The organism is Mycolicibacterium aubagnense, assembly GCF_010730955.1.
In the GTDB taxonomy this organism is placed as follows: Bacteria; Actinomycetota; Actinomycetes; order Mycobacteriales; family Mycobacteriaceae; genus Mycobacterium; species Mycobacterium aubagnense.
The window spans coordinates 1858345-1882731 of sequence record NZ_AP022577.1 but is presented as its reverse complement, the minus strand read 5'-3'; the positions used below and the strand labels follow the sequence as shown (position 1 = coordinate 1882731).

The 24387-nt window shown below is 67.0% G+C and carries 27 protein-coding genes and 1 riboswitch; of the genes, 10 read left to right on the top strand and 17 right to left on the bottom strand.

The window, feature by feature from the left end; all coding sequences use genetic code 11:
- Positions 1–77 precede the first annotated feature (77 nt).
- The 3 genes from G6N59_RS09300 to G6N59_RS09290 all read left to right on the top strand — a co-directional run bounded on the left by G6N59_RS09300 (position 78) and on the right by G6N59_RS09290 (position 1948).
- On the top strand, positions 78–677 hold the full coding sequence (locus G6N59_RS09300) for a TetR-like C-terminal domain-containing protein (protein WP_234884352.1): 600 nt from the start codon (positions 78–80) through the stop codon (positions 675–677).
- Between the two features lie 129 nt (positions 678–806).
- Complete coding sequence (locus G6N59_RS09295; RefSeq protein WP_138231896.1) at positions 807–1658, top strand: bifunctional methylenetetrahydrofolate dehydrogenase/methenyltetrahydrofolate cyclohydrolase; 852 nt, start codon at positions 807–809, stop codon at positions 1656–1658.
- Positions 1655–1948 carry a DUF3017 domain-containing protein gene (locus tag G6N59_RS09290; protein ID WP_043397716.1) on the top strand — a complete coding sequence of 98 codons (294 nt, stop codon included), beginning with the start codon at positions 1655–1657 and terminating at the stop codon, positions 1946–1948. The genes G6N59_RS09295 and G6N59_RS09290 overlap by 4 nt, the downstream gene beginning before the upstream one ends.
- An 80-nt stretch (positions 1949–2028) precedes the next feature.
- Here G6N59_RS09290 and G6N59_RS09285 read toward each other — a convergent pair whose 3' ends face one another.
- The 7 genes from G6N59_RS09285 to G6N59_RS09260 form a co-directional block, all read right to left on the bottom strand.
- Complete coding sequence (locus tag G6N59_RS09285; RefSeq protein WP_138231895.1) at positions 2029–2247, bottom strand: hypothetical protein; 219 nt, start codon at positions 2245–2247, stop codon at positions 2029–2031.
- A gap of 149 nt (positions 2248–2396) precedes the next feature.
- The gene (locus G6N59_RS09280; protein ID WP_138231894.1) at positions 2397–2816 is read right to left on the bottom strand and encodes a hypothetical protein; all 420 of its coding nucleotides are present in this window, start codon (positions 2814–2816) and stop codon (positions 2397–2399) included.
- Positions 2817–2826: 10 nt separating this feature from the next.
- On the bottom strand, positions 2827–3516 hold the full coding sequence (locus G6N59_RS09275) for a hypothetical protein (RefSeq protein ID WP_234884351.1): 690 nt from the start codon (positions 3514–3516) through the stop codon (positions 2827–2829).
- The gene (locus G6N59_RS31550; protein WP_256370088.1) at positions 3513–3641 is read right to left on the bottom strand and encodes a hypothetical protein; all 129 of its coding nucleotides are present in this window, start codon (positions 3639–3641) and stop codon (positions 3513–3515) included. The genes G6N59_RS09275 and G6N59_RS31550 overlap by 4 nt, the downstream gene beginning before the upstream one ends.
- A 37-nt stretch (positions 3642–3678) precedes the next feature.
- Entirely contained in the window at positions 3679–4485 is an 807-nt protein-coding gene (locus G6N59_RS09270) for a CbbQ/NirQ/NorQ/GpvN family protein (protein WP_138231892.1), read from the bottom strand.
- On the bottom strand, positions 4482–6005 hold the full coding sequence (locus tag G6N59_RS09265) for a nitric oxide reductase activation protein NorD (RefSeq protein ID WP_138231891.1): 1524 nt from the start codon (positions 6003–6005) through the stop codon (positions 4482–4484). Before G6N59_RS09265 ends, G6N59_RS09270 begins: the two co-directional genes overlap by 4 nt.
- 130 nt (positions 6006–6135) lie before the next feature.
- A complete protein-coding gene (locus G6N59_RS09260; protein ID WP_138231890.1) occupies positions 6136–6744 on the bottom strand; it encodes a TetR/AcrR family transcriptional regulator in 609 nt (202 codons plus the stop codon).
- A gap of 121 nt (positions 6745–6865) precedes the next feature.
- Here G6N59_RS09260 and G6N59_RS09255 point away from each other — a divergent pair, with 121 nt between their 5' ends.
- Positions 6866–7519, top strand: coding sequence for a TetR/AcrR family transcriptional regulator (locus tag G6N59_RS09255; protein ID WP_138231889.1), 654 nt, complete (start codon positions 6866–6868; stop codon positions 7517–7519).
- Positions 7509–9038: an FAD-dependent monooxygenase gene (locus G6N59_RS09250; protein ID WP_138231888.1), complete on the top strand. Its 1530-nt coding sequence runs from the start codon at positions 7509–7511 to the stop codon at positions 9036–9038. Before G6N59_RS09255 ends, G6N59_RS09250 begins: the two co-directional genes overlap by 11 nt.
- Before the next feature lie 26 nt (positions 9039–9064).
- Here the strand turns inward: G6N59_RS09250 and G6N59_RS09245 are convergent, their stop codons facing one another.
- The 4 genes from G6N59_RS09245 to G6N59_RS31545 all read right to left on the bottom strand — a co-directional run bounded on the left by G6N59_RS09245 (position 9065) and on the right by G6N59_RS31545 (position 12649).
- Positions 9065–9781, bottom strand: coding sequence for a class I SAM-dependent methyltransferase (locus G6N59_RS09245; protein ID WP_138231887.1), 717 nt, complete (start codon positions 9779–9781; stop codon positions 9065–9067).
- A complete protein-coding gene (gene metX / locus G6N59_RS09240; protein ID WP_138231886.1) occupies positions 9778–10917 on the bottom strand; it encodes a homoserine O-acetyltransferase MetX in 1140 nt (379 codons plus the stop codon). The genes G6N59_RS09245 and metX overlap by 4 nt, the downstream gene beginning before the upstream one ends.
- Entirely contained in the window at positions 10914–12251 is a 1338-nt protein-coding gene (locus G6N59_RS09235) for a bifunctional o-acetylhomoserine/o-acetylserine sulfhydrylase (protein WP_138231885.1), read from the bottom strand. Before G6N59_RS09235 ends, metX begins: the two co-directional genes overlap by 4 nt.
- 117 nt (positions 12252–12368) lie before the next feature.
- Positions 12369–12489: riboswitch (SAM riboswitch) on the bottom strand.
- A 34-nt stretch (positions 12490–12523) separates the two neighbouring features.
- Positions 12524–12649 carry a hypothetical protein gene (locus tag G6N59_RS31545; RefSeq protein WP_268815819.1) on the bottom strand — a complete coding sequence of 42 codons (126 nt, stop codon included), beginning with the start codon at positions 12647–12649 and terminating at the stop codon, positions 12524–12526.
- Positions 12650–12748: 99 nt separating this feature from the next.
- Here G6N59_RS31545 and G6N59_RS09230 point away from each other — a divergent pair, with 99 nt between their 5' ends.
- Together G6N59_RS09230 and G6N59_RS09225 are read left to right on the top strand one after the other, a co-directional pair.
- Entirely contained in the window at positions 12749–14986 is a 2238-nt protein-coding gene (locus tag G6N59_RS09230) for an NADP-dependent isocitrate dehydrogenase (protein WP_138231884.1), read from the top strand.
- 106 nt (positions 14987–15092) lie between these two features.
- Positions 15093–15896, top strand: a complete 804-nt coding sequence (locus G6N59_RS09225) for an exodeoxyribonuclease III (RefSeq protein WP_138231883.1) — start codon at positions 15093–15095, stop codon at positions 15894–15896.
- A 37-nt stretch (positions 15897–15933) separates the two neighbouring features.
- On the opposite strand, the gene fdxA is transcribed toward G6N59_RS09225, so the two are convergent.
- Both fdxA and G6N59_RS09215 read right to left on the bottom strand, forming a co-directional pair.
- Positions 15934–16275, bottom strand: a complete 342-nt coding sequence (gene fdxA, locus G6N59_RS09220) for a ferredoxin (protein WP_138231882.1) — start codon at positions 16273–16275, stop codon at positions 15934–15936.
- 81 nt (positions 16276–16356) lie between these two features.
- Positions 16357–16989 carry a TIGR03086 family metal-binding protein gene (locus G6N59_RS09215; RefSeq protein ID WP_138231881.1) on the bottom strand — a complete coding sequence of 211 codons (633 nt, stop codon included), beginning with the start codon at positions 16987–16989 and terminating at the stop codon, positions 16357–16359.
- A gap of 48 nt (positions 16990–17037) precedes the next feature.
- Between G6N59_RS09215 and G6N59_RS09210 the strand changes: the two genes are divergently transcribed.
- A complete protein-coding gene (locus G6N59_RS09210; RefSeq protein WP_138231880.1) occupies positions 17038–17466 on the top strand; it encodes a MarR family winged helix-turn-helix transcriptional regulator in 429 nt (142 codons plus the stop codon).
- A gap of 30 nt (positions 17467–17496) precedes the next feature.
- Here the strand turns inward: G6N59_RS09210 and G6N59_RS09205 are convergent, their stop codons facing one another.
- Complete coding sequence (locus tag G6N59_RS09205) at positions 17497–18504, bottom strand: SIS domain-containing protein (RefSeq protein WP_138231920.1); 1008 nt, start codon at positions 18502–18504, stop codon at positions 17497–17499.
- Between the two features lie 192 nt (positions 18505–18696).
- On the opposite strand from G6N59_RS09205, the gene trpS reads away from it, so the two are divergent.
- Both trpS and yhjD read left to right on the top strand, forming a co-directional pair.
- Complete coding sequence (gene trpS / locus G6N59_RS09200; protein ID WP_138231879.1) at positions 18697–19725, top strand: tryptophan--tRNA ligase; 1029 nt, start codon at positions 18697–18699, stop codon at positions 19723–19725.
- A 75-nt stretch (positions 19726–19800) separates the two neighbouring features.
- Entirely contained in the window at positions 19801–20823 is a 1023-nt protein-coding gene (gene yhjD, locus G6N59_RS09195; RefSeq protein WP_138231878.1) for an inner membrane protein YhjD, read from the top strand.
- Between the two features lie 11 nt (positions 20824–20834).
- On the opposite strand, the gene nagA is transcribed toward yhjD, so the two are convergent.
- From nagA to G6N59_RS09180, 3 genes are all read right to left on the bottom strand, one after another.
- On the bottom strand, positions 20835–22001 hold the full coding sequence (nagA, locus tag G6N59_RS09190; RefSeq protein ID WP_138231877.1) for an N-acetylglucosamine-6-phosphate deacetylase: 1167 nt from the start codon (positions 21999–22001) through the stop codon (positions 20835–20837).
- A gap of 13 nt (positions 22002–22014) precedes the next feature.
- Positions 22015–23262 (bottom strand): D-alanyl-D-alanine carboxypeptidase family protein, encoded by a 1248-nt coding sequence (locus G6N59_RS09185; protein WP_138231876.1) that lies wholly within the window; start codon positions 23260–23262, stop codon positions 22015–22017.
- A 117-nt stretch (positions 23263–23379) separates the two neighbouring features.
- Complete coding sequence (locus G6N59_RS09180; RefSeq protein ID WP_138231875.1) at positions 23380–24369, bottom strand: SMP-30/gluconolactonase/LRE family protein; 990 nt, start codon at positions 24367–24369, stop codon at positions 23380–23382.
- Positions 24370–24387: the final 18 nt, after the last annotated feature.

Genomic DNA, 24387 nt, shown 5'->3' with positions numbered 1-24387 from the left:
TTGCAGATTTATCTGCTTTAGCGAGGGTAGGTAGGGCAATGACATAAAAGCAAGAACTTCTGCTTTAAACTGTGCGGGTGATCGCTGACGAAGACACGGCGCCGCGGCGCCGGCCGGGTGGGCGGGCGGCTCGGGTCCGTGAAGCCGTCCACCAAGCGGTGTTCGATGTCGTGATCGAGTGCGGCGTCGACAAGGTCGGTATCCCCGAGGTCAGCCGGCGCTCCGGCGTTCGCGACAGCTCCATCTACCGGCGCTGGGGAACTCGCGAGAATCTCGTTCTGGATGCGCTGCTGGCTGCGAGCGAGGCGACGCTGCCGGTGCCCGACACCGGTACGCTGCTCGGCGACCTCACCGCGTTCGCGCTCGAGCTCGTCGACTACCTCAATGCACCGCTGGGCCGTGGGCTGCTGCAGGCGATGTCGCTGGTCACCGAATCCGACGACGTCAACGAGGCGCGACGATCCTTCTGGGAAACCCGCTACAACAGGACCAAAGTGATGGTCAGCAGGGCCATCGATCGCGGCGAAGTGCCGCCGGGCACCGACGCGCGGATGGCGATGGAGCTACTCATCGCGCCCATCCATTTCCGCAACCTGCTCGCCTTCGAAAAGGTCGATGCGGCGTTCGCCGAGAATCTCGCCGCGTACGTCGTGCGCGCCCTGCAACCCGGCGCGTGACGGCCCGGCCGGTTCGGCGGGGGAAGGCATCGGTGAACACATTGGGCGGTGTGTTCACCGACGCAGCTGACCCACGCCATGCTGGGTGGTGTCAACGGCAGTTCCTGTGGGCCTGACACAATGGTCGCCGTGGGTGCAATCACGCTGGACGGCAAGGCCACACGCGACGAGATCTTCACCGACCTGACGAAGCGGGTGGCGGCGCTGGCCGCTGCCGGCCGGACACCGGGTCTGGGCACCGTGCTGGTCGGCGACGACCCGGGCTCGCACGCCTACGTGCGCGGCAAGCATGCCGACTGCGCGAAGGTCGGTATCAACTCGATCCGCCGGGACCTGCCCGCCGATATCAGTCAGGCCGAGCTGAACGCCGTCATCGACGAGCTGAACGCGAACCCGGAGTGCACCGGCTACATCGTGCAGCTGCCCCTGCCCAAGCACCTCGACGAGAACGCCGCGCTGGAGCGTATCGACCCCGACAAGGATGCCGACGGTCTGCACCCGACCAACTTGGGCCGGTTGGTGCTGAACGAGCCCGCGCCGCTGCCGTGCACGCCGCGCGGCATCGTGCATCTGCTGCGTCGGTTCGAGGTGCCGATCGCCGGCGCGCACGTCGTGGTGATCGGGCGCGGTGTCACCGTCGGCCGGCCGATGGGTCTGCTCCTCACGCGGCGTTCGGAGAACGCGACAGTGACGTTGTGTCACACCGGAACTCGTGATCTCCCGACGCTGACCCGGCAGGCCGACATCATCATCGCCGCGGTCGGCGTTCCGCACATGCTGACTGCCGACATGGTCAAGCCGGGCGCGGCCGTCGTCGACGTGGGTGTCAGTCGCGTCGACGGCAAGCTCGCCGGCGACGTTCACCCCGATGTGTGGGAGGTGGCCGGCCACGTGTCGCCCAACCCTGGTGGCGTCGGACCTCTGACCCGCGCTTTCCTGCTGGCCAACGTGGTCGAGGCGGAAGAGGCGAAACTGTCTTGACCGCAAAGGAATTCGCCCGCAAGGTATTCGCCGGTCAATGGCCGATCCTGTCGGTGGGCGTGTTCTTCGTGGTCGCTTTCGCGCTGGTGATCGGCGGCTACTGGCGCCGCGGCGCGCTGGTGATGGCGATCGGTGTCGGCATCGCCGCCGCCATGCGGCTGTTGTTGACCGATGACCGTGCCGGCCTGCTCGTGGTGCGCAGCCGCATCATCGATGTCGCGACGACGGCGTCCGTCAGTGCCGTCATGTTGTATGTCGCGTGGACCATCAATCCGCTGGGTACCGCCTAGTCTCCCTGGCGATTTCGGCGCGCCTCGTCACGCGCCGCGATACAAAGTCACGCCGAGATCACCCGGCCCGACAGCGGGTTTCAGCCAACGTCGCCGTGCCGCGCGAAGGGTGAGTATGTCGGCGGACCTGGTGCGTCTGTGTGGTCGCCGTCCGAACTGATCTGGCCGGCCGCCAGCACATGGGTAGCTTGGGTGCCGTCCGCCGAGACGCCGGCCACGGCCGCTGGTGCTCCGGCTATTCCGAACGCAACGGCTCCGGCACAGATCAGTGCCGCGGTGCGGCGCAATGTGATTGTCATTCTGGCTCCCTGTTTTTCGCTGTGATGCGGTTCGCTTCCGATTCTCATCGTCGTCGTCACCAACCGGGATGTCGCCGGTGCTGGCCTGAAAACGGCGTACCTGCTAGCTGCAATAGGCCCGATGAGCGATGCGTCGCGCGCCCGTATCGTCAGTGGCCGCCGGCGCGGGCCAACCGCTCGTCGTGGATCGCCACCAATTCCCGGAAGCCCAGGCGGTGGTAGTGCGGCACCGGCTGCACGCCCCAGGTGTCCTTGGCGGTGTGCTGGCCGGCGGCTTCCGGCGGTCCGCCGAACGGTGCACCCGAAAAGTCGTAGGGAAATTTGCATTCCAGCGTGTCGTCGGAGTAGCGCACTTTCATCAGCTCGCTGCAGATCTCTCTGAACGACAGTGTCGGCCAGCCGTACCAGACGGCCAGTGCCGGCATGGTGAACGACCCTTCGATGACGAGGCCGAACAGACACACGAAAAGGCCGCGCTTGAGCCACTTGTGCATGTTGGCGTAAACCGGTGTGGTGCCCACCGGCAGGTTGTCGTCCGCCTCGGGTGACTCGGTGTCGGTGATGCTCATTCGATGTCCTTTAGTCGCTGAAGATTTCGCGATTGACGGTGTGCAGATACGGGATGGCCAGGAATGGCGTGATGTAGAAGATGTCGTACAGCCACCAGCCGACGACCGGGAAAACCACTCCGGCATAACGGATGTCGGCGAACATCGTCATGTTGAACGTGTAGCCGATCCAGATGACGATGCCGAACCAGCAGGTGATGATGAGCCACTGGTGGCCCCACCGCTTCATCTGCAGGAACGCGATGCCGGCGGCAATGCGCATGGTGAACACCGTCAGGATCAGCGCCACCTCCCAGGCCTTTTCGCCCGGTGCGCCCGCGCCGCCGATCCACAATTCGTTGTAGTGCCAGAAGTACCCGGCGTCGAACATGTTGCCCCATGCCGTGATGATGGTGCGGTTCAGCAAGGTGTGGTTGGCCAGTAGATCCAGCGACCAGCCGATGCTGTTGAGCGCGGCATCGAGAATCACCAGATAGCCGATGAGCGTCACGATGATCGGCCGCACCGACAAGCCGGCCTTCTGCGCCCGCCGCTGCAGCCAGACGCCCCGCAGGAAGAACGGCAGCCCGATGAAGCCGATGAACATCGACCCCATCAACAGGGTGCCGGTGATCAGCCAGCGGTCCGCCTGTCGTTGCGCCAACCGGGATTCGTCGTGGTGCTGGTCAAAGCTGACCGTCGGCACCGTGGTCGCACTCACAGCGACCACCAGCCCCGGACGATCGACATGTGCAGCTGGATCAGGAACATCGCCAGCAGCCAGCCGTAGGCGAACAGCTGGAACACGATCAGTGCCCGTTTGCGTTTGCGATCTTGCTCGTTCATAACCGTGGAACTCCTTTTCTCGCAGGGATATTCGTGCTCATCGGATGGCCGCCGGCTGCAGGCATGCCGCCGCGATCTCGCGCAGACCGTCGCCGATGGCGCCGTCACTGCTCAGCGGAGCCAGCACGGCGGCTTCGGCAGCGGACATCTCGTCGGCCCCCGCTGCCACCAGGTGCGCGGCGGTGACCAGCACCCGGGTCGACGGCGGCTCGAAGTGCAAGACATCGTCTGCCCGGCGAATACTGTTGGCGCACTGCACGAGTCGCTGCGCCGTGGCGGTGTCGACGCCGGTCTCACCGACCAGGACCAGGGCCTCGCGGTCGGGTGTCAGGTAGTCCATTGCGATGGTGACGAATCGCTGCCGGAACGAGGGCTTGAGGTCCTTGAGTGAATGCCGGTAGGCCGGGTTATACGAGCAGACCAGTAGGAAAGAATCAGGTGCCGGCACCACCTCGCCGGCGCGGTCCAAAAACAAGGTGCGACGGTGATCGGTGAGTGAGTGCAGGATCGCGAGGGAATCGTGACGCGCCTCCACCACTTCGTCGAGGTAGCAGATGGCGCCGTCCTTGACGGCCCGGGTCAACGGACCGTCGGTCCAGAGGACGTCGCCACCGGCGACGACGAACCGGCCGACCAGATCGGAGCTCGTCAGATCGTCGTGACAGCTGATGGTCACCACGGGGCGCCCCAGCAGGTTGCCCATGTGCTCGACGAAGCGCGTCTTGCCGCATCCTGTCGGCCCGGTCAGCATGACCGGTAGCCGGCGGTGGTACGCGTGGGTGAACGTGGTCACCTCATTGCCGGCCGGCAGGTACGGCCAATCGGTTGCGGCCCAGTCACTCATGCGGATACCAACTCTCGGTGCACGTGCGCCAGCACGCGGGGTAGCTCTTCGATGCGACTGATCCGTTGGGACCGCCGGGCGCCGAAAACCTCGGGCAGCGGATCCACCCGGACCGGACCCAGACCCAGGTAATAGACGCCGACGCCCGCCTCGTCGGCCTCACCGACTGCGTGTGCCACGTCGGCCCAGGCGTACCGACCCTCGTAGCCTTCATCGGAGATCAGGCCGTCGCCGATCACGATGAGGAGGCGACGCCCCGCGGGCTGATTCAGCAGGCGAGTGGTCAGGTGCCGCACCGGTGCGCCGAGCCGGGTGTAGCCGCCCGTGGCGAGGCCGGACTTGCTGGGCAGGGCAAAGTGGTTGTCGCCGAAGTCTTTCAGGCAGCGGACCTCGACTCGGTGTCGGGTGTTGCCGGTGAAGACAAAGATGCCGTGCCGCTCGCGGGCGGCCGTCATGGCCCGGGAAAGTGCGTCCGCGCACGTCAATTCGAGGTCGAATACCCGACCCTGGTGCACACCCAACGACGAGCTGCCATCCAGCAGTACGGCGGTGACAGTGTCGCGCGCGCTGGGCATCAGGTCGCGGAACACCTTGGGCTCGTGCTGTGACCCCGCCCGGCCGTCCGCATAGGAGGCGACGTAGGCATCGATGTCCAGGTCGCCGCCGTCCTCGAGCCGGTTGGTCATCGTGCGGTGGGTGGGTTCGTCGAACCACCGGCGGATGTCTGGTGCTGCGCCAGTACGGCGGTTGTGCCGGGTCTGCCGGCGTTCCAGGACCGCGACGTGGTCGGGCAGGAACTGTCCGCGCCACGAATTCCATTCGGGGTAGGGGATTCCCACGCGCTGATCCGTCCGGATATCCACGTCGTCGTCTTCCGGGCGGCTGGCCGGCGGCAGGTTGGCGTTGCGTACCCCGCCTTCGCCGCCGACCGGGATCGACATCAGGCGTTGGGTGTCCGAGCGGGACGAGGACCACGGCATGCGCCCGAGGGTCCGCCGGATCGAGCTCGCGAGGGTTCGGGTGACGGCCGTGCTCAGCGGCAGGGATCCCAGCACCGGGTAATCCGCCAATCGAGCACCGGATCGCACCAATGTGTTTGTTCGACTGAGTATTTCGCCGGCATCGAGATCCGGGTCGGCCGGTTCCAGACCGGGCAGCACCCGACGGGCCTCGGGGAGCAGGCCGGGCCAGCGCGCCGCCACCCAGCCGAGCGCGACACCGCCCTCGACCTGGCGGAGCGCACCGAGTTCGCGCTCCGACAACCGGTGCAGCGGGTACGGCGCGATCCGATCTTTCGACGGCGCGCACTGCAGGGCGACTCCACAGGTGTAGGTCCGCAACGACCAGTCGGATACGGGCGCCGGGTACGGGACGTGGACGACCGTCCGGCTTGAACTCAGCCCGAAGCGGCGCTGCTCGCCTGAGATCAGCCGTACCCCGGCCCGCCGTCGCTCGGACAGCGCCACCGCGGTCACCGCGCACGCTCGCTCGAGTTCTGCGGCTGTAATCGACTGGGACACTGTGCGGACCGGCCGGCTCAGAAGGTGCCGATGTTCGAGAACATCCAGTACCAGAACGCGATGAGGGCGGCCATGGCGCCCCATGCGATGGCGAGACGCGCTATCTCTTGCCACATGGTGTCTCCTCCGGTTATCGGGCTGCGATACCTCGCAGCGCGGTGTTGACGAAGTTGTCCAGCAGGGCGGTGCGGATCTGGTCCGCGCCGCGGCTCGTGGTGAGCAGGGCATAGAGACTGAGCAGGAAGTACACCGCGCTGTGGAAGGGGTCGACGTCCGCATCCGCTTCGCCGGCCTGGCGCGCTCGTTCGATCTCCTGGACCACCAGCACGATGACCCGGTGATCGGTCCATTCGTCGTCCAGCGGGCGGTTCGATGAAAAATGCAGTGCCAGAACGTCTTTGAACAGCAGCCGACCGAGCCGTTGCTCCACGGCCACGATGACTCGGACCACTTCGGTCAGCGCCGCTTCGAGCGTGTGGGGCTGCTGCAGGAACTTGGCGAGCTCGCGGCCGGCCGATTCCTCGGCCTGGCGCTCGAGTTCGAACAGCACGTGTTCCTTTGTGGGGAAGTGGAAGTAGAACGTGCCGTGTGCGACACCGGCGGCGCTGATGATGGCTCCGACGTCGGCATCTGCCATGCCGGCGCGCTTGAACTCGGTGATCGCGGCATCGAGCACGCGCTGCCGGGTCTCCAGGCGTTTGGCTTCGCGCAGGGATGGTTTGCCTGTGGTGCGGGTCATGGTGGCTCAAGTAGTACCCCGGTTACTGACTGGAGTCAATGACTTAAGTCATTCAGTCGGGCTGAAAGTTGCATAATGGGCAAACTTGCCTGGTGTGCAAAATTCTCTGTACGGTGGCGGCATGCCTGAATCAGCCGAATCGGGTCTGCGCGAACGGAAGAAGCTCGACACCCGCCGGGCGCTCAGCGACGCGGCGCTGCAGTTGGCCTTCGACCGTGGTGGACTGGACACCGTCACCCGCGAGGAGATCGCTGCGCTGGCCGGAGTGTCGTTGCGGACGTTCAACAACTATTTCACCGGCAAGTACGAGGCGCTGGCCTACCGCATCGCTGAGCGGATGCGGCGCAGCGTCGCGGTGTTTCGGTCGCGGCCGGCCGATGAACCGCTGTGGACATCGATCGTCGAGGCGGTGACCGGCACGCTCGAGGCGGAGATGGCGGACATCACCGGTGCCGACGTTGTCGCGGACCGCCGCGAACTTGTCGAGGTACGAAAGCTCCTGATGCGAACCGAGGTTCGTAACGCGGTGCCGCACGATCTCTACGAAGACTGGGTATCGGCCATTGCCGAGCGAACCGGCCTCGGTCCTGATGACATGTACCCGCGTCTGGTGGCGGCCGTGGTGCGCGCCGTCGGGGACGCTGCGATGGAGGCCTACGCGAGCGCCGATCCGCCGGTGGCCATCACCGGCCTGATGCGTGCGGGTTTCGACGCGGTCGTCGCCGGATTGCCGGAACCGAACAGAACGGAACGAAGGAGCGACCATGCCCGCTGACATCGTGATCTCCGGCGCCGGACCCAATGGCCTGATGATGGCCTGCGAACTCGCCCTCGCCGGCATCAAACCCGTCGTCCTCGACGCGTTGCCGGGACCCGGCGACGAGCCCAAGGCGAACGGCCTTGTCGGGCAGGTGATCCGGCAGCTCGACATGCGCGGCCTCTATCAGGCGTTCACGGGCGACCCCAACCCACCGCAGCCCGCCTACGGCTGGATGTTCGCCGGCTTGCCGCTGAACTTCGTTGACGTCGAGGACAATCCGATGAGGGCGGTGCTGATGAAGCAGCCGCGTCTGGTTCAGTTGCTGTATGAGCGGGCGCAGGCGCTCGGGGTCGAGGTGCGATGGGGACACGCCCTGACCGCGCTGTCGGCCGGGCCTGACGGTGTCACTGTTGACGTGGCCGGGCCCGACGGCGTCTATGCGCTGGAAGCAGATTGGCTGGTGGGGGCCGACGGTGGCCGTAGCGCTGTCCGTAAGCAGTCGGGTATCGGCTTCCCAGGGCACACGTCGCCGACGGTGGCTCGGTTGGCGCACGTGCACATCCCTGACCGGTTCCGCGCTCCCAACGGCGAGCTCGAGGTGCCCGGGTTCGGGCGAATTCCGTTTGGGCACAACCGTTATGACACTGGCATGGTGATTTTCTTTGAGGCCCACGGAGATCCGCCGATGTTGGGCACTCTCGAGTTCGGGTCGCTGCCTGCTGACGCGCCGGAGGAGCTGACGTATGACGAACTCCGGCAGAGCCTGCGTCGTGTGCTCGGGGTCGACGTGCCGTTCGAACTGCCGACCGGACCTGGTCCGTTTGCGATGCGCCGCATCGACGGTCAGAACACCCGGCAGGCCGACGCGTACCGTTCCGGCCGGGTCCTGCTCATCGGTGATGCCGCACATGTGCATTCGGCGATGGGCGGTCCGGGGCTGAACCTCGGCCTGCAGGACACGTTGAATCTGGGCTGGAAGTTGGGTGCCGTCGTCAATGGCTGGGCGCCTGCGGAATTGCTCGATACCTACGAGGCCGAGCGCTATCCGGTCGGCGAGCGCGTCATGATGCACTCACTGGCCCAGATCGCACTCACCGCGCCGGGGCCCGAGGTACGCGCCTTGCGCACGCTCCTGGGTGAACTATTCGAGCTGCCCGATACGACGGCCCACATGGCCGGACTACTGGCGGGCGCGGACGTTCGCTACGACATGGGTGGCGTTCCGCACCGGTTGACCGGATACATGGTGCCGGAGACGGAGTTGGACGACGGACGTCGTCTCACCGCTCTGCTGCACGGTGGTCGGGGCGTGATACTCGACCTCGCCGGCGGTGGGGCGGCCGAGGTCGCCGCACCGTGGGACCGTCGAGTGGACACGGTGGTCGCGGCCATGGCCGACGGTCCTGCTGCCATGCTGATCCGGCCCGACGGCTATGTCGCTTGGGCCGCAGACACTTTCGCCGCGGACGACGCGGAGCACCTGCGGGCTGCGCTGCAGCGCTGGTTCGGCCCTGCCGAGGTCGTCAGCGGCTGAGTGCACGGCGCGCGAGCCACGGTCGACTAGGCCAGGGTCGCTCGCACGCAGTGCGTGACGTACGGCAGTGCCAGACCGTTGCTGTTGGCCAGGGCCGGATGCGTGTTCAGGAGCTCTCGCACTTCACCCAGGACCCGTCGGCGCACGTCGGCGGGTGAGGTGATGCAGTAGCTCCGGGACGCGACGAGGTCCAGAAGTGCTTGCGGCGTAAGGTAACTCGTCCACTCGAACCGGTGGGTCTCGATGTCGCTGAACGCGTCGGACAGCGAGTCGGCGGATGGGTCATGTTCGCAGCCGATGATGCGGTTCAGTTCTTTGACCCAGCCCAGCCGCTCATCGCGGATGTTCCACACCAGACCCAGCCGGCCGCCCGGCCGCAGCACCCGCGCCACCTCTGCGGCGGCCCGCTCCGGGTCGAACCAGTGCCAGGCCTGTGCGACCAGGACCGCGTCGACACTGTTGTCGGGCAACGGGATTTCCTCGGCCGTGCCGAGCAGAGCGGGCACCGACGGCAATGACCCGCTGAGCACCTCCAGCATCTCGGGGATGGGATCGACGGCAGTGACCGCCAGACCGCGTTCGGCCAGTCGGACGGTCAGCTTGCCGGTACCGGCGCCGAGGTCGAGCACGTCGACGGCCCCGGTGGGCAGCAGCCAGTTGATGGACTCCGGCGGGTACGACGGACGTCCCCGTTCGTAGGCAGCAGCCTGTTCCCCGAAGGACAGCGAGCGTTCGCCCGTCACCGGGAGGCCAAGTCCAGCGTCTGGCGGATGAGCAGACCGACCTTGTCGGTCTCGACCAGGAACCCGTCGTGGCCGTAGTCGGACTCGATGACCTCAAGACCCGGGCAGCCCGGGAGCAACGCGGCCAGCTCTTCCTGCAGCCGAATGGGATACAGCCGGTCAGAGGTGATGCCCCCGACGATCACCGGTACCGGACAAGACCGCAGGGCCGCCGCGACCCCACCTCGTCCGCGCCCGACGTCGTGACTGCTCAGCGCATCCGTCAGCGCCACATAGGTGCCCGCGTCGAACCGCGCGGCCAGCTTGCGGCCCTGATACTCGAGGTAGCTCTCGACCGCGTAAAGGCCGTTGGCAGAACTGTTTTCATGGTTCTGTGCGGTGTTGCGGAACCGGTCGTCGAGTTCTTTCTCGCCGCGGTAGGTCAGGTGCGCGAACCGGCGGGCGATCTGGATGCCGTCGTCCGGGGTGCGGCCCGTCCGGTAGTAGTCGCCGCCGGCCCAATTCGGGTCGGACTTGATGGCGGCGACCTGTGCGCACTGGGTGCCGATCTGGTCGGCGGTGGCCCGGGCGCCGACGGCCAGGACGAGGCCGGCGCGCACCGTATCGGGATGTCCCACAAGCCATTCCAATGCGCGGGCACCGCCCATCGAGCCGCCGACGACCGCGGCCACCTGCGTGATGCCCAGGGCGGCCAGTGCCGCCAGGTCGGCGTTCACCTGGTCTCGGACGGTGATGGCGGGAAAGCGTGAGCCCCAGGGTTTTCCGTCGGGTGCGGGCGAGCTGGGACCGGTCGAGCCGCGGCAGCCGCCGAGCACGTTGGTGGCGATGGCGCACCAGCGGTTGGTGTCGATCGGCGCACCCGGTCCGGCGACGCCGTCCCACCAGCCTCCGGTCGGATGGTCGGGCCCGGCCGGACCGGTGACGTGGGAGTCACCGGTCAGCGCGTGCAACACCATCACGACGTTGTCGGCGGTGGGGGAAAGCTCACCCCAGCGCTGCACCGCGATGGACACGTCGGGCAGCACGATGCCGCTCTCCAGCGTCAGCGAGCCGATGTTCACCACACCGGTCTCGCCTTCGGCGGGCAGCAGCGGCGCTGCGGAGATGTCAGACACGGGCACGTCGATGATCGTCACACCAAGGCCGCCTTTCGGTCGGCACCCCCCACCGATCCGGCGGCAGTGAAACCCCGCTCCAGGTCGGCGAGGATGTCCTCGATGCCCTCGATGCCGACAGCCAGGCGCACCAGGCCCGGGGTGACCCCGGAGGCCAGTTGCTCCTCGGCGGTCAGCTGCTGGTGCGTGGTCGACGCTGGGTGGATCACGAGCGACCGGACGTCACCGATGTTGGCGACGTGGCTGTGCAGCGTCAGCGCGTTCACGAACGCCTTGCCTGCCTCGACGCCGCCGGTCAGTTCGAACGACAGCACCGCACCGGTGCCCTTGGGGGCCAGCTTGCGGCCCAGCTCGTACCACGGAGAGGACGGCAGCCCGGCATAGTTCACCGAGAGCACGTCTGGGCGGCCTTCCAGGTACTCGGCGACCTTCTGTGCGTTGGACACATGGCGTTCAACGCGCAGCGACAGCGTTTCCAATCCCTGCGCGATGAGGAAGGCGTTGAAGGGTGCCAAGGCGCTGCCCAAATCGCGCAGCAGCTGCACCCGCGCCTTGAGCGCGTAGGCCGGCGCACCCAGGTCGGCGAACACCACACCGTGGTAGCTCGGGTCCGGCTCGGTGAAGCCGGGGAACTTGCCGTTGGTCCAGTCGAAGGTGCCACCGTCGACGATGACGCCGGCGATCGCCGAGCCGTGTCCGCCCAGGTACTTGGTGGCCGAGTGCACGACGATGTCGGCGCCGTGGGCCAGCGGCTGGATCAGGTACGGGGTGGCGACGGTGTTGTCGACGATCAGCGGCACGCCGTTGTCGTGGGCCACCGCCGAAACACCCGGGATGTCGAGGATGTCGATCTTCGGGTTGGAGATGGTCTCGCCGAAGAACGCCTTGGTGTTCGGCTGGACCGCGGCACGCCACGAGTCCAGATCGTCGGGGTCTGCCACGAAGCTGACGTCGACCCCGAGCTTGGGCAGCGTGTAGTGCAGCAGGTTGTAGGTGCCGCCGTACAGCCGGGGCGAGGCCACGATGTGGTCGCCGGCGCCGGCGATGTTCAGGATCGCGAAGGTCGCGGCGGCCTGCCCGGACGACAGGAACAGCGCGGCCACGCCGCCCTCGAGGGCGGCGACGCGCTGCTCGACCACGTCGGTGGTCGGGTTCATGATGCGGGTGTAGATGTTGCCCGGCTCGGCCAACCCGAACAGCGCGGCGGCGTGGTCGGTGTCGCGGAACGTGTACGACGTCGTCTGGTAGATCGGCAACGCCCGGGCATTGGTGGCGCTATCGGGGCTCTGACCTGCGTGGATCTGCTTCGTCTCGAAGCTCCAGTGCGCAGTGGGGTCGATGGCCTCAGTGGTCATGTTAGGGGTGTCTCCTGTGAGTTTTTAGGTACGACGAATGGGTTCGCGAACTCTGCGAATCACGGACAGCGACACATAGAAGCCTCCACTCACCCAGTCATCCGGGTCCGTGTGGCGGACCCGCGCTTGCCTCGCAGCCCATGTGCGGCTGCTCAACCTGGTCGTCTCCCGGGGCACCCCACCGCGGATGGAGGGTTGCCGGCCAGCAAGCCGGGGCTTGACGCTGGCACTCATGACCGGTTTCGAGGGTATCTCAAGAGGCGTGGCAACTGCTAGCTGGTGCCCTCGGCGTGGCCGGACGGGGTGCGCTGCGGTTGCTCCGGTTCGCGCAGCTGTCGGTATCGATCCAGTTCTGTGCGCAGATACGCAGTCCACCGGAAGGCTGCCCTGCCGGTCACGGTAACTTCGTAACCGTCGTGCGACGGGGTAGTCATGTGCAGACGCCGGACTCGACATAGATTTTTGTTCGTACCGTCCGTGACGCCGGGAGAGTGACCATGAGTGGCGAGAAACCATCCATCATCTACACGCTGACCGATGAGGCGCCGCTGCTCGCGACGTACGCCTTTCTACCGGTCGTGCGCACCTTCGCCGGCGCCGCCGGCATCGACGTCCAGACCAGTGATATCTCGGTCGCGGCCCGCATCCTCGCCGAGTTCAGCGACTACCTGACCGACGAGCAGAAGGTTCCCGACAACCTGGGCGAACTGGGCCGGCTGACTCAGGAGCCCGACACCAACATCATCAAGCTGCCCAACATCAGTGCCTCGGTGCCGCAGCTCGTGGCCGCGATCAAGGAGCTCCAGGAAAAGGGCTACAACCTGCCCGACTACCCGGGCGACCCGAAGACCGACGAAGAGAAGGCGATCAAGGTTCGCTACGGCAAGTGCCTCGGTAGCGCGGTGAACCCGGTACTGCGCGAAGGCAACTCGGACCGTCGTGCGCCGAAGGCCGTCAAGGAGTACGCCCGCAAGCACCCGCACAGCATGGGTGAATGGTCGCAGGCCTCGCGCACGCACGTCGCCACCATGAAGACCGGCGACTTCTACCACGGCGAGCAGTCCATGACGCTCGACAAGGCGCGCCGGGTGAAAATGGTGCTGAAGACCAAGACGGGCAAGACAATTGAGCTCAAGTCCGAGGTCAAGCTCGACGCCGGCGACATCATCGACTCGATGTACATGAGCAAGAAGGCGCTCATCAAGTTCTACGAGGAGCAGATGGACGACGCCTACAAGACCGGCGTCATGTTCTCCCTGCACGTCAAGGCGACCATGATGAAGGTCAGCCACCCGATCGTGTTCGGCCATGCGGTACGCATCTTCTACAAGGACGCATTCGCCAAGCACCAGAAGCTCTTTGACGAGTTGGGTGTCAACGTCAACAACGGTCTGAGCGACCTGTACGCAAAGATCGAGAAGCTGCCCAAGTCGCTGCACGACGAGATCGTCGACGACCTGCACAAGTGCCACGAGCACCGTCCCGAGCTCGCCATGGTCGACTCGGCCCGCGGCATCTCCAACTTCCACTCGCCGTCCGACGTCATCGTCGACGCCTCGATGCCGGCCATGATCCGGCTCGGCGGCAAGATGTACGGCGCCGACGGAAAGCTCAAGGACACCAAAGCCGTCAACCCCGAGTCGACGTTCTCCCGGATGTACCAGGAGATCATCAACTTCTGTAAGACCCACGGCCAGTTCGATCCGACCACCATGGGCACCGTGCCCAATGTCGGCCTCATGGCGCAGCAGGCCGAGGAGTACGGCAGCCACGACAAGACCTTCGAAATCCCCGAGGATGGCGTCGCCAACATCGTCGACATCGACAGCGGCGAGGTGTTGCTGACCACCGCCGTCGAAGAGGGCGACATCTGGCGCATGCCCGTCGTCAAGGACGCGCCGATCCGCGACTGGGTGAAGCTGGCCGTCACCCGGGCCCGGCTGTCCGGAATGCCCGTCGTGTTCTGGCTGGACCAGGAGCGTCCACACGAGAATGAGCTGCGCAAGAAGGTCGCGACCTACCTCAAGGACCACGACACCGAGGGCCTCGACATCCAGGTGATGTCGCAGGAACGCGCCATGCGGCACACCATCGAGCGGGTGATGCGCGGGCAGGACACCATCGCTGCCACCGGCAACATCCTGCGTGACTACCTCACCGACCTCTTCCCGATCCTGGAGCTGGGCACCAGCGCCAAGATGCTGTCGATCGTGCCGCTGATGGCGGGCGGCGGGCTCTACGAGACCGGCGCCGGCGGCTCAGCGCCCAAGCACGTGCAGCAGCTGGTCGAGGAGAACCACCTGCGGTGGGACTCGCTCGGCGAGTTCCTGGCCCTGGGCGCCAGTCTGGAGGACCTGGGAAACAAGACCGACGACGCCCGGGCCCTGCTGCTGGCCAAGACGCTGGACTCCGCCACCGGAAAGCTGTTGGACGAGAACAAGAGTCCGTCGCGGCGCACCGGTGAGCTGGACAACCGTGGCAGCCAGTTCTACCTCGCCATGTACTGGGCGCAGGCGCTGGCAGAGCAGACCGAAGACAAGGCGCTCGCCGATCACTTCGCTCCGCTGGCCAAGACGCTGGCCGCCAACGAGGAGAAGATCGTCGCGGAACTGGCTGCGGCACAAGGCAGCCCGGCCGACATCGGCGGCTACTACGCGCCGGACCCGGAAAAGACCGCGGCGGTGATGCGGCCGAGCGCCACCTTCAACGCGGCGCTGGCTTCCGCCCAGGAGTAACTCCCTTCCGACGTGAGCTTGTGTGCGAGATTTCTCAAATTTCTCGCACACAAGCTCACGTTCGGCGTTTCAGGCCTGTCGTACCCGGACGTTAGGGTTCTGCTTCGTGATCGTCACCACCATCAACGTCAACGGCATCCGCGCCGCGGTCAAAGAGCGCTCCGAGGAGAACCTCGGGCTGCTGCCGTGGTTGAAGGACACCACGTCCGACGTCATCTGCCTGCAGGAAACTCGGGCCGACGACGCGCAGTTGGCGCAGGCTCTGGCGCCGGCGCTGGACGCCGGTTGGCACCTGGCGTCGGCTGAGCCGCACGCGAAGGGCCGCAACGGGGTTGCGGTGCTGTCCCGGGCGCCGATCTCGGCGGTGCGGGTGGGGCTGAGCCCGGACTGCGAATTCGTCGCGCACGGTCGGTATCTGGAAGCCGATACCGACGGCGTCACGGTCGCCAGCGTGTATGTGCCCACCGGCGAGGCCGAGACCGACAAGCAGGTGGAGAAGGAACGCTTCATGGTGGCGCTGGCCGCTCGCATGGCCGAGCTGAGCCGCACGCGCCGCGACGTGGTGATCTGTGGCGACTGGAACATCTGCGCCACGGAGCTGGACCTCAAGGCGTGGAAGGCCAACGTCAAGAAGTCGGGGTTCCTGCCCAGCGAGCGGCAGTGGCTGTCTGAGCTGATGGCCTCCGGCTGGACCGACGTGGTGCGTGAGCTGCACCCCGACGTCGCCGGGCCGTACAGCTGGTGGTCCTGGCGCGGCAAGGCATTCGACAACGACGCCGGGTGGCGCATCGACTACCACCTCGCCAACGCCAAGCTGGCGCCCAAGGCCGTGGCTGCCCGGGTCGAGCGGGCCGCGGCGTATGCGTTGCGCTGGTCGGACCACGCGCCGGTGACGGTCGAGTACGGCTGATCGGACTCGGCCGCGATATCAACGCTGGTCTGGTGGGCTAGCTCCGAACGGGCAGGGCCGATACCAGCGGGGTGTCCACTCCGATGCGACCGATGGCGCCGGCGCCGCCGGGTGAGCCCAGCGGCGCGTCGCGTCCCGGGAGTACCTCATCGAAGAACGCGGCATTGTCCGCGAGGAACGCGAGCTGGTCTTCGGGCAGATCGGCGTCGTAGTAGATCGCATCGACACGGCAAATCAGCTTGCAGGCACCGCAATCCACGCATTCCCGCGGATTGATATAGAGCGCTCGGTCGCCTTGGTAGATGCAGTCGACCGGGCACTCCTGTACGCAAGACATGTCCGTGACGTCAACGCATTCTCGCCCGATAACGTAAGTCATACACCGGACGGTATCGATGAGGTAGCACTTGACCTCAGTGGCCGAAAGTTACTGCTAATAGGGCCGAAAGTCCTCGATCTGTTACTGGACGGGATGGGGTGACTCGTGGTCGGACGCATCGCTCCAGTGCGGGTCGCGGCCCAGGTGGCGCAGTAGGCGGTCGAAATCCGTTGGGCTGTCGCCGGTCTGGGCTGGGCCGAACGGCGCATTGGCCATGTTGCGGAAGTCGCCGTCGGGCACGGCCAGGGCCAGGGGAAGCGCCGCGGCGACGACGTCGTCGGGCAGCGTGAAGGGGGCGCCGAGCGTGGCGGCCACATCCCAGCCGTGCACCGCGTAGTCGATCAGGTGGAAGCCGATCGCCATCTCCGCGGGCACCGATGTGCCGAGTTCCGGTAATGCGAACTGGCTGGCGGGATCGGCTTCGGCGAACGCCGCCACCACGTCGTGTGCGGCGGCCGCGTAATCGCCCACCGGGTCTTGGGTATCGCGAACGCTGTCCGGATTCCAGAGGCCGAGGTCCTGGCCACCGCCGCGAGCGGCCGCTGCGAAGCCGCGGTGCTGCACCGTCATGTGAGCGAGTAGGTCGGCCAAATCCCATCCGGCGCACGGGGTCGGACGTTTCAGGTCGTTACCGGTGACGGTGCCGACCACGTCGACCGAGGCAAGGATCGCGACGCGGTGGGCGCTGAGGAGATCGGTAGATAATGTAGGCATGAGCTTATCGTAAGCGAGTGTATACGATATGGCAATGCCTACGATGATCTGGTGTCTGCCGCCAAGCGACCTGACCTCGCCGCGATGCTTGCGCCACTGCTGCGTGAGCTGATGGCCGCCGAGCAGCCCGTGCTGGACGCACACGGTGTCTCCATGTGGGGGTATGTCGTGCTACTGGCTCTCGACGAGACACCGATGCGGTCGCAGGCCCTGCTGGCCCAGGCGATCGGCGCGGACAAGACGCGCATCATCCCCACACTCGACGACCTCCAGGACCGTGGCTACATCGAGCGCACCCCCGACCCGGATGATCGTCGAGTCCGGCTCCTGTCGATCACTGCAGCCGGGCGCAGGCTCAAAGACGCCGTGCAGGCCGACATTCAGCGCGGTGAGGAGCACTGGCTCGGTGAGTTGAGCGCCGACGAGCGCCGCGTCTTCCTCAGGGTGCTGCAACGTCTGGCGCCCGCACCCGATTGAGGGCGACCACCCGACCCGCCACGATGACCATCACAGCGTCTCCGTCACCTTCCGCAGCCCCCGCGGCTGGTCCGGGTCATCGCCGCGGGCGAGCGCCAGATGCAGGGCAAGCTGTTGCAGCGGAAGGATTTCCAGCATCGGGGACAGTTCGCCCGACACGCCGCTTGGCAGCGTGATCCCACCCGCCAGGCCCGACAGCGCCGTGGCAGCCCCGACGCCGAACACGTCGGCGTTGCGCTCAGCCAGCCGTGCCAGCACCGGCGCCATCGCCTGTCCGCCGGCGCCTTCGGGAACCACCGCGAGCACCGGTACCTGCGGATCGACCGTGGCGAGCGGGCCGTGCAGCAGATCAGCGCCCGAAAATGCCTGTGCGGAAAGGTAAGACGTCTCCATGAGCTTCAGCGCGGCTTCGCGGGCAGTGGGGTAGGAGTAGCCGCGCGCGGTGGTGACGAGCCGTTGCGCGAACCGGTACCGCTGCGCGACTTCACGTACGCGATCGCCGGACCCGAGCACCTGCTCGCCGAGATCGGGTAGGGCGTCGACCCCGTTGGCGTCGTGGCCGAGCAACAGCTGCAGCGCGAGCAACTCAGCGGTGTAGGACTTCGTCGCCGCCACCGATCGCTCGGCACCGGCCAGCACGTCGATGTGCACCTGTGCTGCCCGCGCCAGATCCGACGCGGCGTTGTTGGTGACGGCCACGGTGAGCGCGCCGCGGTCGCGGGCCACCTCCACCGAGCGCACCAGGTCCGGTGACCCGCCGGATTGGCTCACCGCGATGTAGAGCACATCGCGCAGGTCGGGTTGGGCGCCATAGACCGTCATGGTCGAGGGGGAGACCAGGCCTGCGGGTAGGCCGTGGGTGATCTCCACCAGGTATTTCGCGTACAGCGCGGCGTGGTCGCTGGTGCCGCGTGCCACGAACAGGACGAATCGTGGTGCGGCCGCGGCGATCCGGGCGGCGAGGGCGCTGATCGGTTCGCGGCCCTCGTCGAGCAGCCGGCGCCATACCTGCGGCTGTTCGGCGATTTCGGCGGCCATCAGGTGGCCGGGGGTTATCTGATTGGGGCGCACTGTCTTCTCCTTGTCCTTCTCCTTGTCCGGCTCACCATCCAGTAGTAGTCCTTGAACCGGCTCGACGGTGCCGCGCACCGGGGTCGACAGCGTGATTTGCCCGTCGTCGGCCAGCCCCGGACAAAACCGGATGACAGCAGTGCGAAAATCGAAGCCATCATGAGCAACAGCGGTGCAGGCGCGGGCAAGCGCGTCGTCTTTTCCGGGGCACAGCCCACCTCCGACTCGCTTCACCTGGGCAACGCCCTCGGCGCGGTGCAGAACTGGGCCGACCTGCAGGACGGCTACGACGCGTTCTTCTGTGTCGTCGACCTGCACGCCATCACCGTTCCGCAGGACCCCGAGACGCTGCGCCGCCGCACGCTGGTGACCGCGGCGCAGTACCTGGCGCTCGGCATCGACCCGGCCCGCAGCACGGTCTTCGTCCAGAGTCACGTCGCCGAACACACCCAGCTGGCCTGGTTGCTGGGCTGCTTCACCGGCTTCGGCCAGGCGTCCCGCATGACGCAGTTCAAGGACAAGTCGCAGAAGCAGGGTGCCGACGCCACCACGATCGGTCTGTTCACCTACCCGGTGCTGATGGCCGCCGACATCCTGCTCTACGACACCGACCTGGTGCCCGTCGGCGAAGACCAGCGTCAACACCTGGAACTGGCCCGTGACCTCGCCCAGCGGTTCAACGCGCGCTTCCCGGACACCTTCGTGGTGCCGGAGGCGATGATTCCCAAGGCCACCGCCAAGATCTATGACCTGCAGGACCCGACCGCGAAGATGAGCAAGTCGGCCGCCACCGATGCCGGGCTGATCAACCTGCTCGACGACCCGGCCAAGAGCGCCAAGAAGATTCGCTCGGCCGTCACCGACAGCGAGCGCGAGATCCGGTTCGACACCGAGGCCAAGCCCGGTGTCTCCAACCTGCTGACCATCCAGTCTGCGGTCACCGGCACCGCCATCGACGCGCTGGTGGCGGGGTACGAGGGGCGCGGCTACGGCGATCTGAAGAAGGAAACCGCCGACGCTGTCGTCGAGTACGTCACCCCCGTCAAGAACCGGGTCGACGAGCTGCTCGCCGACCCGGCCGAACTGGAATCAGTGCTGGCCGCCGGTGCCGAGCGCGCCGAGCAGGTGGCGTTCAAGACACTGCAGCGCGCCAACGACCGGCTGGGCTTCCTGCCGCGGCTGCGGTGATGCCACGGGCGAGGTGTCAGGACACCGACGGCGACGCACACTAGGCTTTCCGGCAAACAAGGGGGTTTGCCGAAAATGACCGACTCGGACCAGCCGGGCTTGCTCGAACGGCTGCGTCAGCGGCATCCGTGGCTGGATCGGATCATGCGGGCCCAGGACCGCTACCAGACCTGCAACGGCGACTTCTACGCCGCCGGAATCACCTACTTCACGGTGTTCGCGCTGTTCCCGCTGCTCATGGTCGGTTTTGCGGTCGGTGGGTTCGTGCTGGCGTCCCGTCCTGACCTGTTGGCCGAGCTCGAGACGCACATCCGGTCCGCAGTTGCCGGAGATTTCGGCAATCAGCTGGTCGGTTTGATGGACTCCGCCGTGAAATCACGCACGTCGGTCGGGATCATCGGTCTGGCCACCGCGGCCTGGGCCGGCCTGGGCTGGATGGCCAACCTCCGCAATGCCCTCACCGAGATGTGGGAACAGCAGAGCGAGCCCGACGGCTGGGTGCGTACCAAGGTGTCGGACCTGTTGGCGCTCTTCTCGGCCTTCCTGGCGACCGTCATCACGATCGGTCTGACCGCCCTGGGCGACTCCGGACTGATGACGACACTGCTGCACTGGTTGGGCATCGGGCACGTGCCCGGCCTCGGCGTGCTCCTGCGGGCGGTGTCGTTCGTCGTGTCGTTCGCGGTGGCGTGGTTGATGTTCACCTGGGTCATTGCCCGCTTGCCCCGCGAGGCGGTCAGTCTGCGCAGCTCGGCCCGCGCCGCGCTGATTGCGGCGGTGGGCTTCGAGCTCTTCAAACAGATCGCGTCGATCTACCTGCGCATCGTCATGCACGGACCGGCGGGTGCGACGTTCGGTCCCGTGCTGGGACTCATGGTATTCGCCTACATCACCGCACGGCTGATCCTCTTCTCGACCGCGTGGGCGGCGACCGCCCCGGAGACCGTCGCGCTGGCCTCGGTGCCGCCGCCCGGTCCGACCACGATCGTCACCCGCTATCGCGAACGAGAAGGCGTCGACGCGGGCAGCGTCGTCGTCGGCGCGGCCGTGGGGCTGCTCGGCGGGCTGGGACTTTCGCGGTGGACGCGCCGCCGGTAGCGCGCCTGTTTCTACGTGCCCGGTGGTCCCGCGGTTAGCACGCCACGCTTCGCCACCGCACGAACCTGAAGTTTGCGGTTCAGCACCACCAGATCAGCAGCCATCCCCGGCCGCAGCGCGCCGACGTCGTCGAGGCCCAGTGTGCGCGCCGGCGTCGTCGCCGTCATCGCCACCGCGTGCCGCAACGCGACATCCGAGGCTGACTCCAAACCCGTTGCCGCCGTGCGGAACAGGGCGTCCATGGTCGCGGTACTGCCTGCGATGGTGGCACGTTCGCGCAGCCGCGCCACCGAGCCGGTGACCTGGACGTCGAGCCCGCCCAGTTGGTACATCCCGTCTGGCATGCCGGCCGCCGCCATCGCATCGGTGATGAGAGCGACGCGGTCCGAGCCGGCGGTGACCGCCACCTGATGGACGAGCGCCGGGTGCAGATGGACGCCGTCGGCGATGAGCTCCACCGTCACCCGGGCGTCCTCCAACAACGCCAGCGCCGGGCCCGGATCGCGGTGGTGCAACGGACGCATTCCGTTGAACACGTGCGTGCCGACGGTGGCACCGAGCTGCAGCGCCCGCTTGGTCTCTTCGTAGCTGGCGTCGGTATGGCCAACGGCCACAATCACTCCCGCGTCGACGAACCGTTCTATCGCGACATCGGCGCCAGGCAGCTCCGGGGCAATGGTCACCATCCGGATGGCGCCGTCGGCCGCGGCGAGTACGGAGTCGATCTCCGCGGGGTCGGGATCCCGCAGCTGCGTCGCGTCGTGTGCTCCGCAGCGCGCGGAGCTGAGCCACGGACCCTCCAGGTGGATTCCCGCGACGATGCCGTCTTGTGTGGCGTCGGCGAGGGCGCGGACCTGGGACAGCAGGACTTCCGGCGCCGCGGTGACCAGGCTGGCCAGCGTGGTGGTGGTGCCGTGGGCGCGGTGAAATTCGGCGGCCCGCGCGATCTGGTCGGGATCGTCAGTGCTGTAGGAGGATCCGCCGCCACCGTGCACATGCATGTCCACGAAGCCCGGCACCACGACCCCGTCCGGAAAGTCGACGTCGACGGCGCGGGGCGGGGCACCGCTGCCGCACGCCACAATGCGGTTGCCATTGATATCCAGCCACCCGGGCCGGGACACAGCGTCGAGCGCTGAGCCTCCGAAAACAACGGTCCCGGCCGAGATGAGCGTCATCGCTCGTCAGTCTCTACCGATTGGAGTGCTGCGGGCGCCGATTGATCGAACGGGCAGCCATCATCAGCGAGAGCACAATCGCGCCCCCGACCACGCCGACGCCGACGCGGATCGGCAGGGCGTCCGCCGGAGGCAACGCATCCATGGCCTGCGCGGCCGTGGGATGCTTCGCGTCAGGCTTGTGCTGGGTGAGCGACGGGTCCGGCTCGATCAGCTTGCCGACCTTGGTGCCGGGCGGGGTCGCGAATCCGTAGTCCAGCAGGTGTGCGGCCTGCTCCCACGGCGCGATCGGCACCCGGGTGCCGTGCAGCAGGATCGCGACCAGGCGGCGTCCGTCGTGATCAGCGGCGCCGACGAACGTCTGCCCGGCGTCGTCGGTGTAACCCGTCTTGCCGCCGAGTGCGCCCGGGTAGTTGTAGAGCAGCTTGTTGTCGTTCTCGAGCTCGTAGCCCGGGTGGTCACCGGGTTCGCCCGGCTTGGCCGGATGTCCGGGGAAGTTGTACTTCTGCGTCGCGACGATGGAGGCGAACGTCGGGTTCTGCCAGGCGTAGCGGTAGAACAGGCCCATGTCGTAGGCCGAAGTGCTCATGCCGGGTCCGTCGAGGCCGGACGGGGTGGCCGCCCGGGTGTCGCGGCCGCCGAGCTTGGATGCCAGATCGTTGATCTTGGTGATCGCGGTGTCCATGCCGCCGACCTGCATCGCCAGCGCGTGCGCCGCATCGTTGCCGGAGTGCATGAGCAGGCCGTGCAGCAGGTCGTTGACGGTGTAGACGCCGCCGTCGTCGACGCCGACCCGGGTGCCCTCGGCGTTGGCATCATCCACGGTGCCGGTGACCCGCTTGTTGACGGGCAGTTCGCGCAGCGCCTGGGTCGCGATCAGCACCTTGATGATGCTGGCCGGGCGGTGCCGGCCGTGCGGATCCTTGGCGGCGATGATGTCGCCGCTGTCCAGGTCGGCGAGGATCCAGGCGTCAGCCGAGACGTCGCCGGGCAGCGGTGGCATGTCGGGCGCGGCGACGACGCCGCAGCCACCCATCAGGTCACCGCCGAGCGGGGTGGCCGGTACGGGGACGGGCGCGGGCGGGTCGCCGGCTTTCGGCACCTCGGACTGGTCGACCGCGGGCGGGGTGTTGACCCGGTACGGGCAGGGATCAGCGGCCGGTGGGTCGGGTTCGGCATTGGCCAGCGCCGGTGCGGCCGTCAGAAATAACGCTGCTGCCAGGGCTGCAGCGCGTTGTGCCGTGGATCGGGTGGTCGCCATGGTGTCGCCAGATTAGGCGACCGAACACGGGTTTCCGTGTTGCCGCGCTGTGACAAATGGGGTTGAAGTTACGTGAGTGATTTCACGTTGTGACGCCGAGCGCGGGGCTTGGCGCGGTTACGGCAGCGCACAGTGGGCCAGTGCCGGGACCCCGATGGAGCTCATCCACAACCGACCACTGTGCTCGACGAGCCCGGTGACCTGACCGAACTGCCGGTGCCGCATGCGGACCCCGGCGACCGCGGCGCCGCTGTCGGGGTCGAAGGCGACGGCCCACACCTCCAACGGCATCTGCGGTTGCAGTGCCTCCGGCAGCCGCCAGACCAGCTGCCGCAGGATCGTCGGCCGCGGGGCCAGCCATTCCGCGGCGGCATTGATCGGGGTGACGAACGCGACCCAGATCCGGCCGTCGGCGCCCGTCGAGATGTTGTCGGGCATGCCCGGCAGGTTCACGGCCAACGGCGTGACAGTTCCGGCCTGCGGTCCGGACAGCCAGTATTTCGACAGTCGGCGGCCCTGCGTCTCGGCGAACACCAGCGCGGTGCCATCAGCGGTCACGGTCAAGCCGTTGGCGAAGTACAGCCCCGAGAGCAGCGTGCTGACCGTGCCGTCGGTCGCCAGCTTGTACAGACCGCCGTCGCCGCGAGCCTCCAGGATCGCCGCCCGGAAATGCTCGTAGTGGAACGAGCTGGTGGACTCGGTGAAATAGATTGTGCCGTCGTCGGTTTCCGTCACATTCGAACAGAACCGAAGGGGCCGGCCGTCGATATCGGCCACCAGCACCTCCAGGGCGCCGGTGCCGGGGTCCATGGACAGCAGCCCCCGGTAGCTGTCGCAGACCAGCAGTCTTCCGTCCCGTGCCGCGTGCAGCCCCAGCGGACGGCCGCCGGTGTCGGCCACGACATCCGTGCTGCCGTCGGGCGAGACCCGCACGATCCGCCCGTCGACCAGACCCGTCCATAGCGCACCGTCGGCACCGACGACCACGTCTTCAGGCGCATCGCCCGGCATCGGCACGATGGTGAGTTCGGCGGACGGGAAATCGGGAAGGGCGTCGACCGGCGGCGGGGTCCAGCGCACCGGATTGATGGACGGCTTGTTCGACACGTGTAGACGGTAGCTTTC

Bases quoted from the DNA above. Each gene is read 5' to 3' on its own strand.
- G6N59_RS09285 (WP_138231895.1), bottom strand. From the start codon at position 2,247: ATGACAATCACATTGCGCCGCACCGCGGCACTGATCTGTGCCGGAGCC.
- G6N59_RS09280 (WP_138231894.1), bottom strand. From the start codon at position 2,816: ATGAGCATCACCGACACCGAGTCACCCGAGGCGGACGACAACCTGCCG.
- G6N59_RS31550 (WP_256370088.1), bottom strand. From the start codon at position 3,641: ATGAACGAGCAAGATCGCAAACGCAAACGGGCACTGATCGTGTTCCAG.
- G6N59_RS09270 (WP_138231892.1), bottom strand. From the start codon at position 4,485: ATGAGTGACTGGGCCGCAACCGATTGGCCGTACCTGCCGGCCGGCAAT.
- G6N59_RS09260 (WP_138231890.1), bottom strand. From the start codon at position 6,744: ATGACCCGCACCACAGGCAAACCATCCCTGCGCGAAGCCAAACGCCTG.
- G6N59_RS09255 (WP_138231889.1), top strand. From the start codon at position 6,866: ATGCCTGAATCAGCCGAATCGGGTCTGCGCGAACGGAAGAAGCTCGAC.
- G6N59_RS09250 (WP_138231888.1), top strand. From the start codon at position 7,509: ATGCCCGCTGACATCGTGATCTCCGGCGCCGGACCCAATGGCCTGATG.
- G6N59_RS09235 (WP_138231885.1), bottom strand. From the start codon at position 12,251: ATGACCACTGAGGCCATCGACCCCACTGCGCACTGGAGCTTCGAGACG.
- G6N59_RS09230 (WP_138231884.1), top strand. From the start codon at position 12,749: ATGAGTGGCGAGAAACCATCCATCATCTACACGCTGACCGATGAGGCG.
- fdxA (WP_138231882.1), bottom strand. From the start codon at position 16,275: ATGACTTACGTTATCGGGCGAGAATGCGTTGACGTCACGGACATGTCT.
- G6N59_RS09215 (WP_138231881.1), bottom strand. From the start codon at position 16,989: ATGCCTACATTATCTACCGATCTCCTCAGCGCCCACCGCGTCGCGATC.
- G6N59_RS09205 (WP_138231920.1), bottom strand. From the start codon at position 18,504: ATGGCCGCCGAAATCGCCGAACAGCCGCAGGTATGGCGCCGGCTGCTC.
- trpS (WP_138231879.1), top strand. From the start codon at position 18,697: ATGAGCAACAGCGGTGCAGGCGCGGGCAAGCGCGTCGTCTTTTCCGGG.
- yhjD (WP_138231878.1), top strand. From the start codon at position 19,801: ATGACCGACTCGGACCAGCCGGGCTTGCTCGAACGGCTGCGTCAGCGG.
- nagA (WP_138231877.1), bottom strand. From the start codon at position 22,001: ATGACGCTCATCTCGGCCGGGACCGTTGTTTTCGGAGGCTCAGCGCTC.
- G6N59_RS09185 (WP_138231876.1), bottom strand. From the start codon at position 23,262: ATGGCGACCACCCGATCCACGGCACAACGCGCTGCAGCCCTGGCAGCA.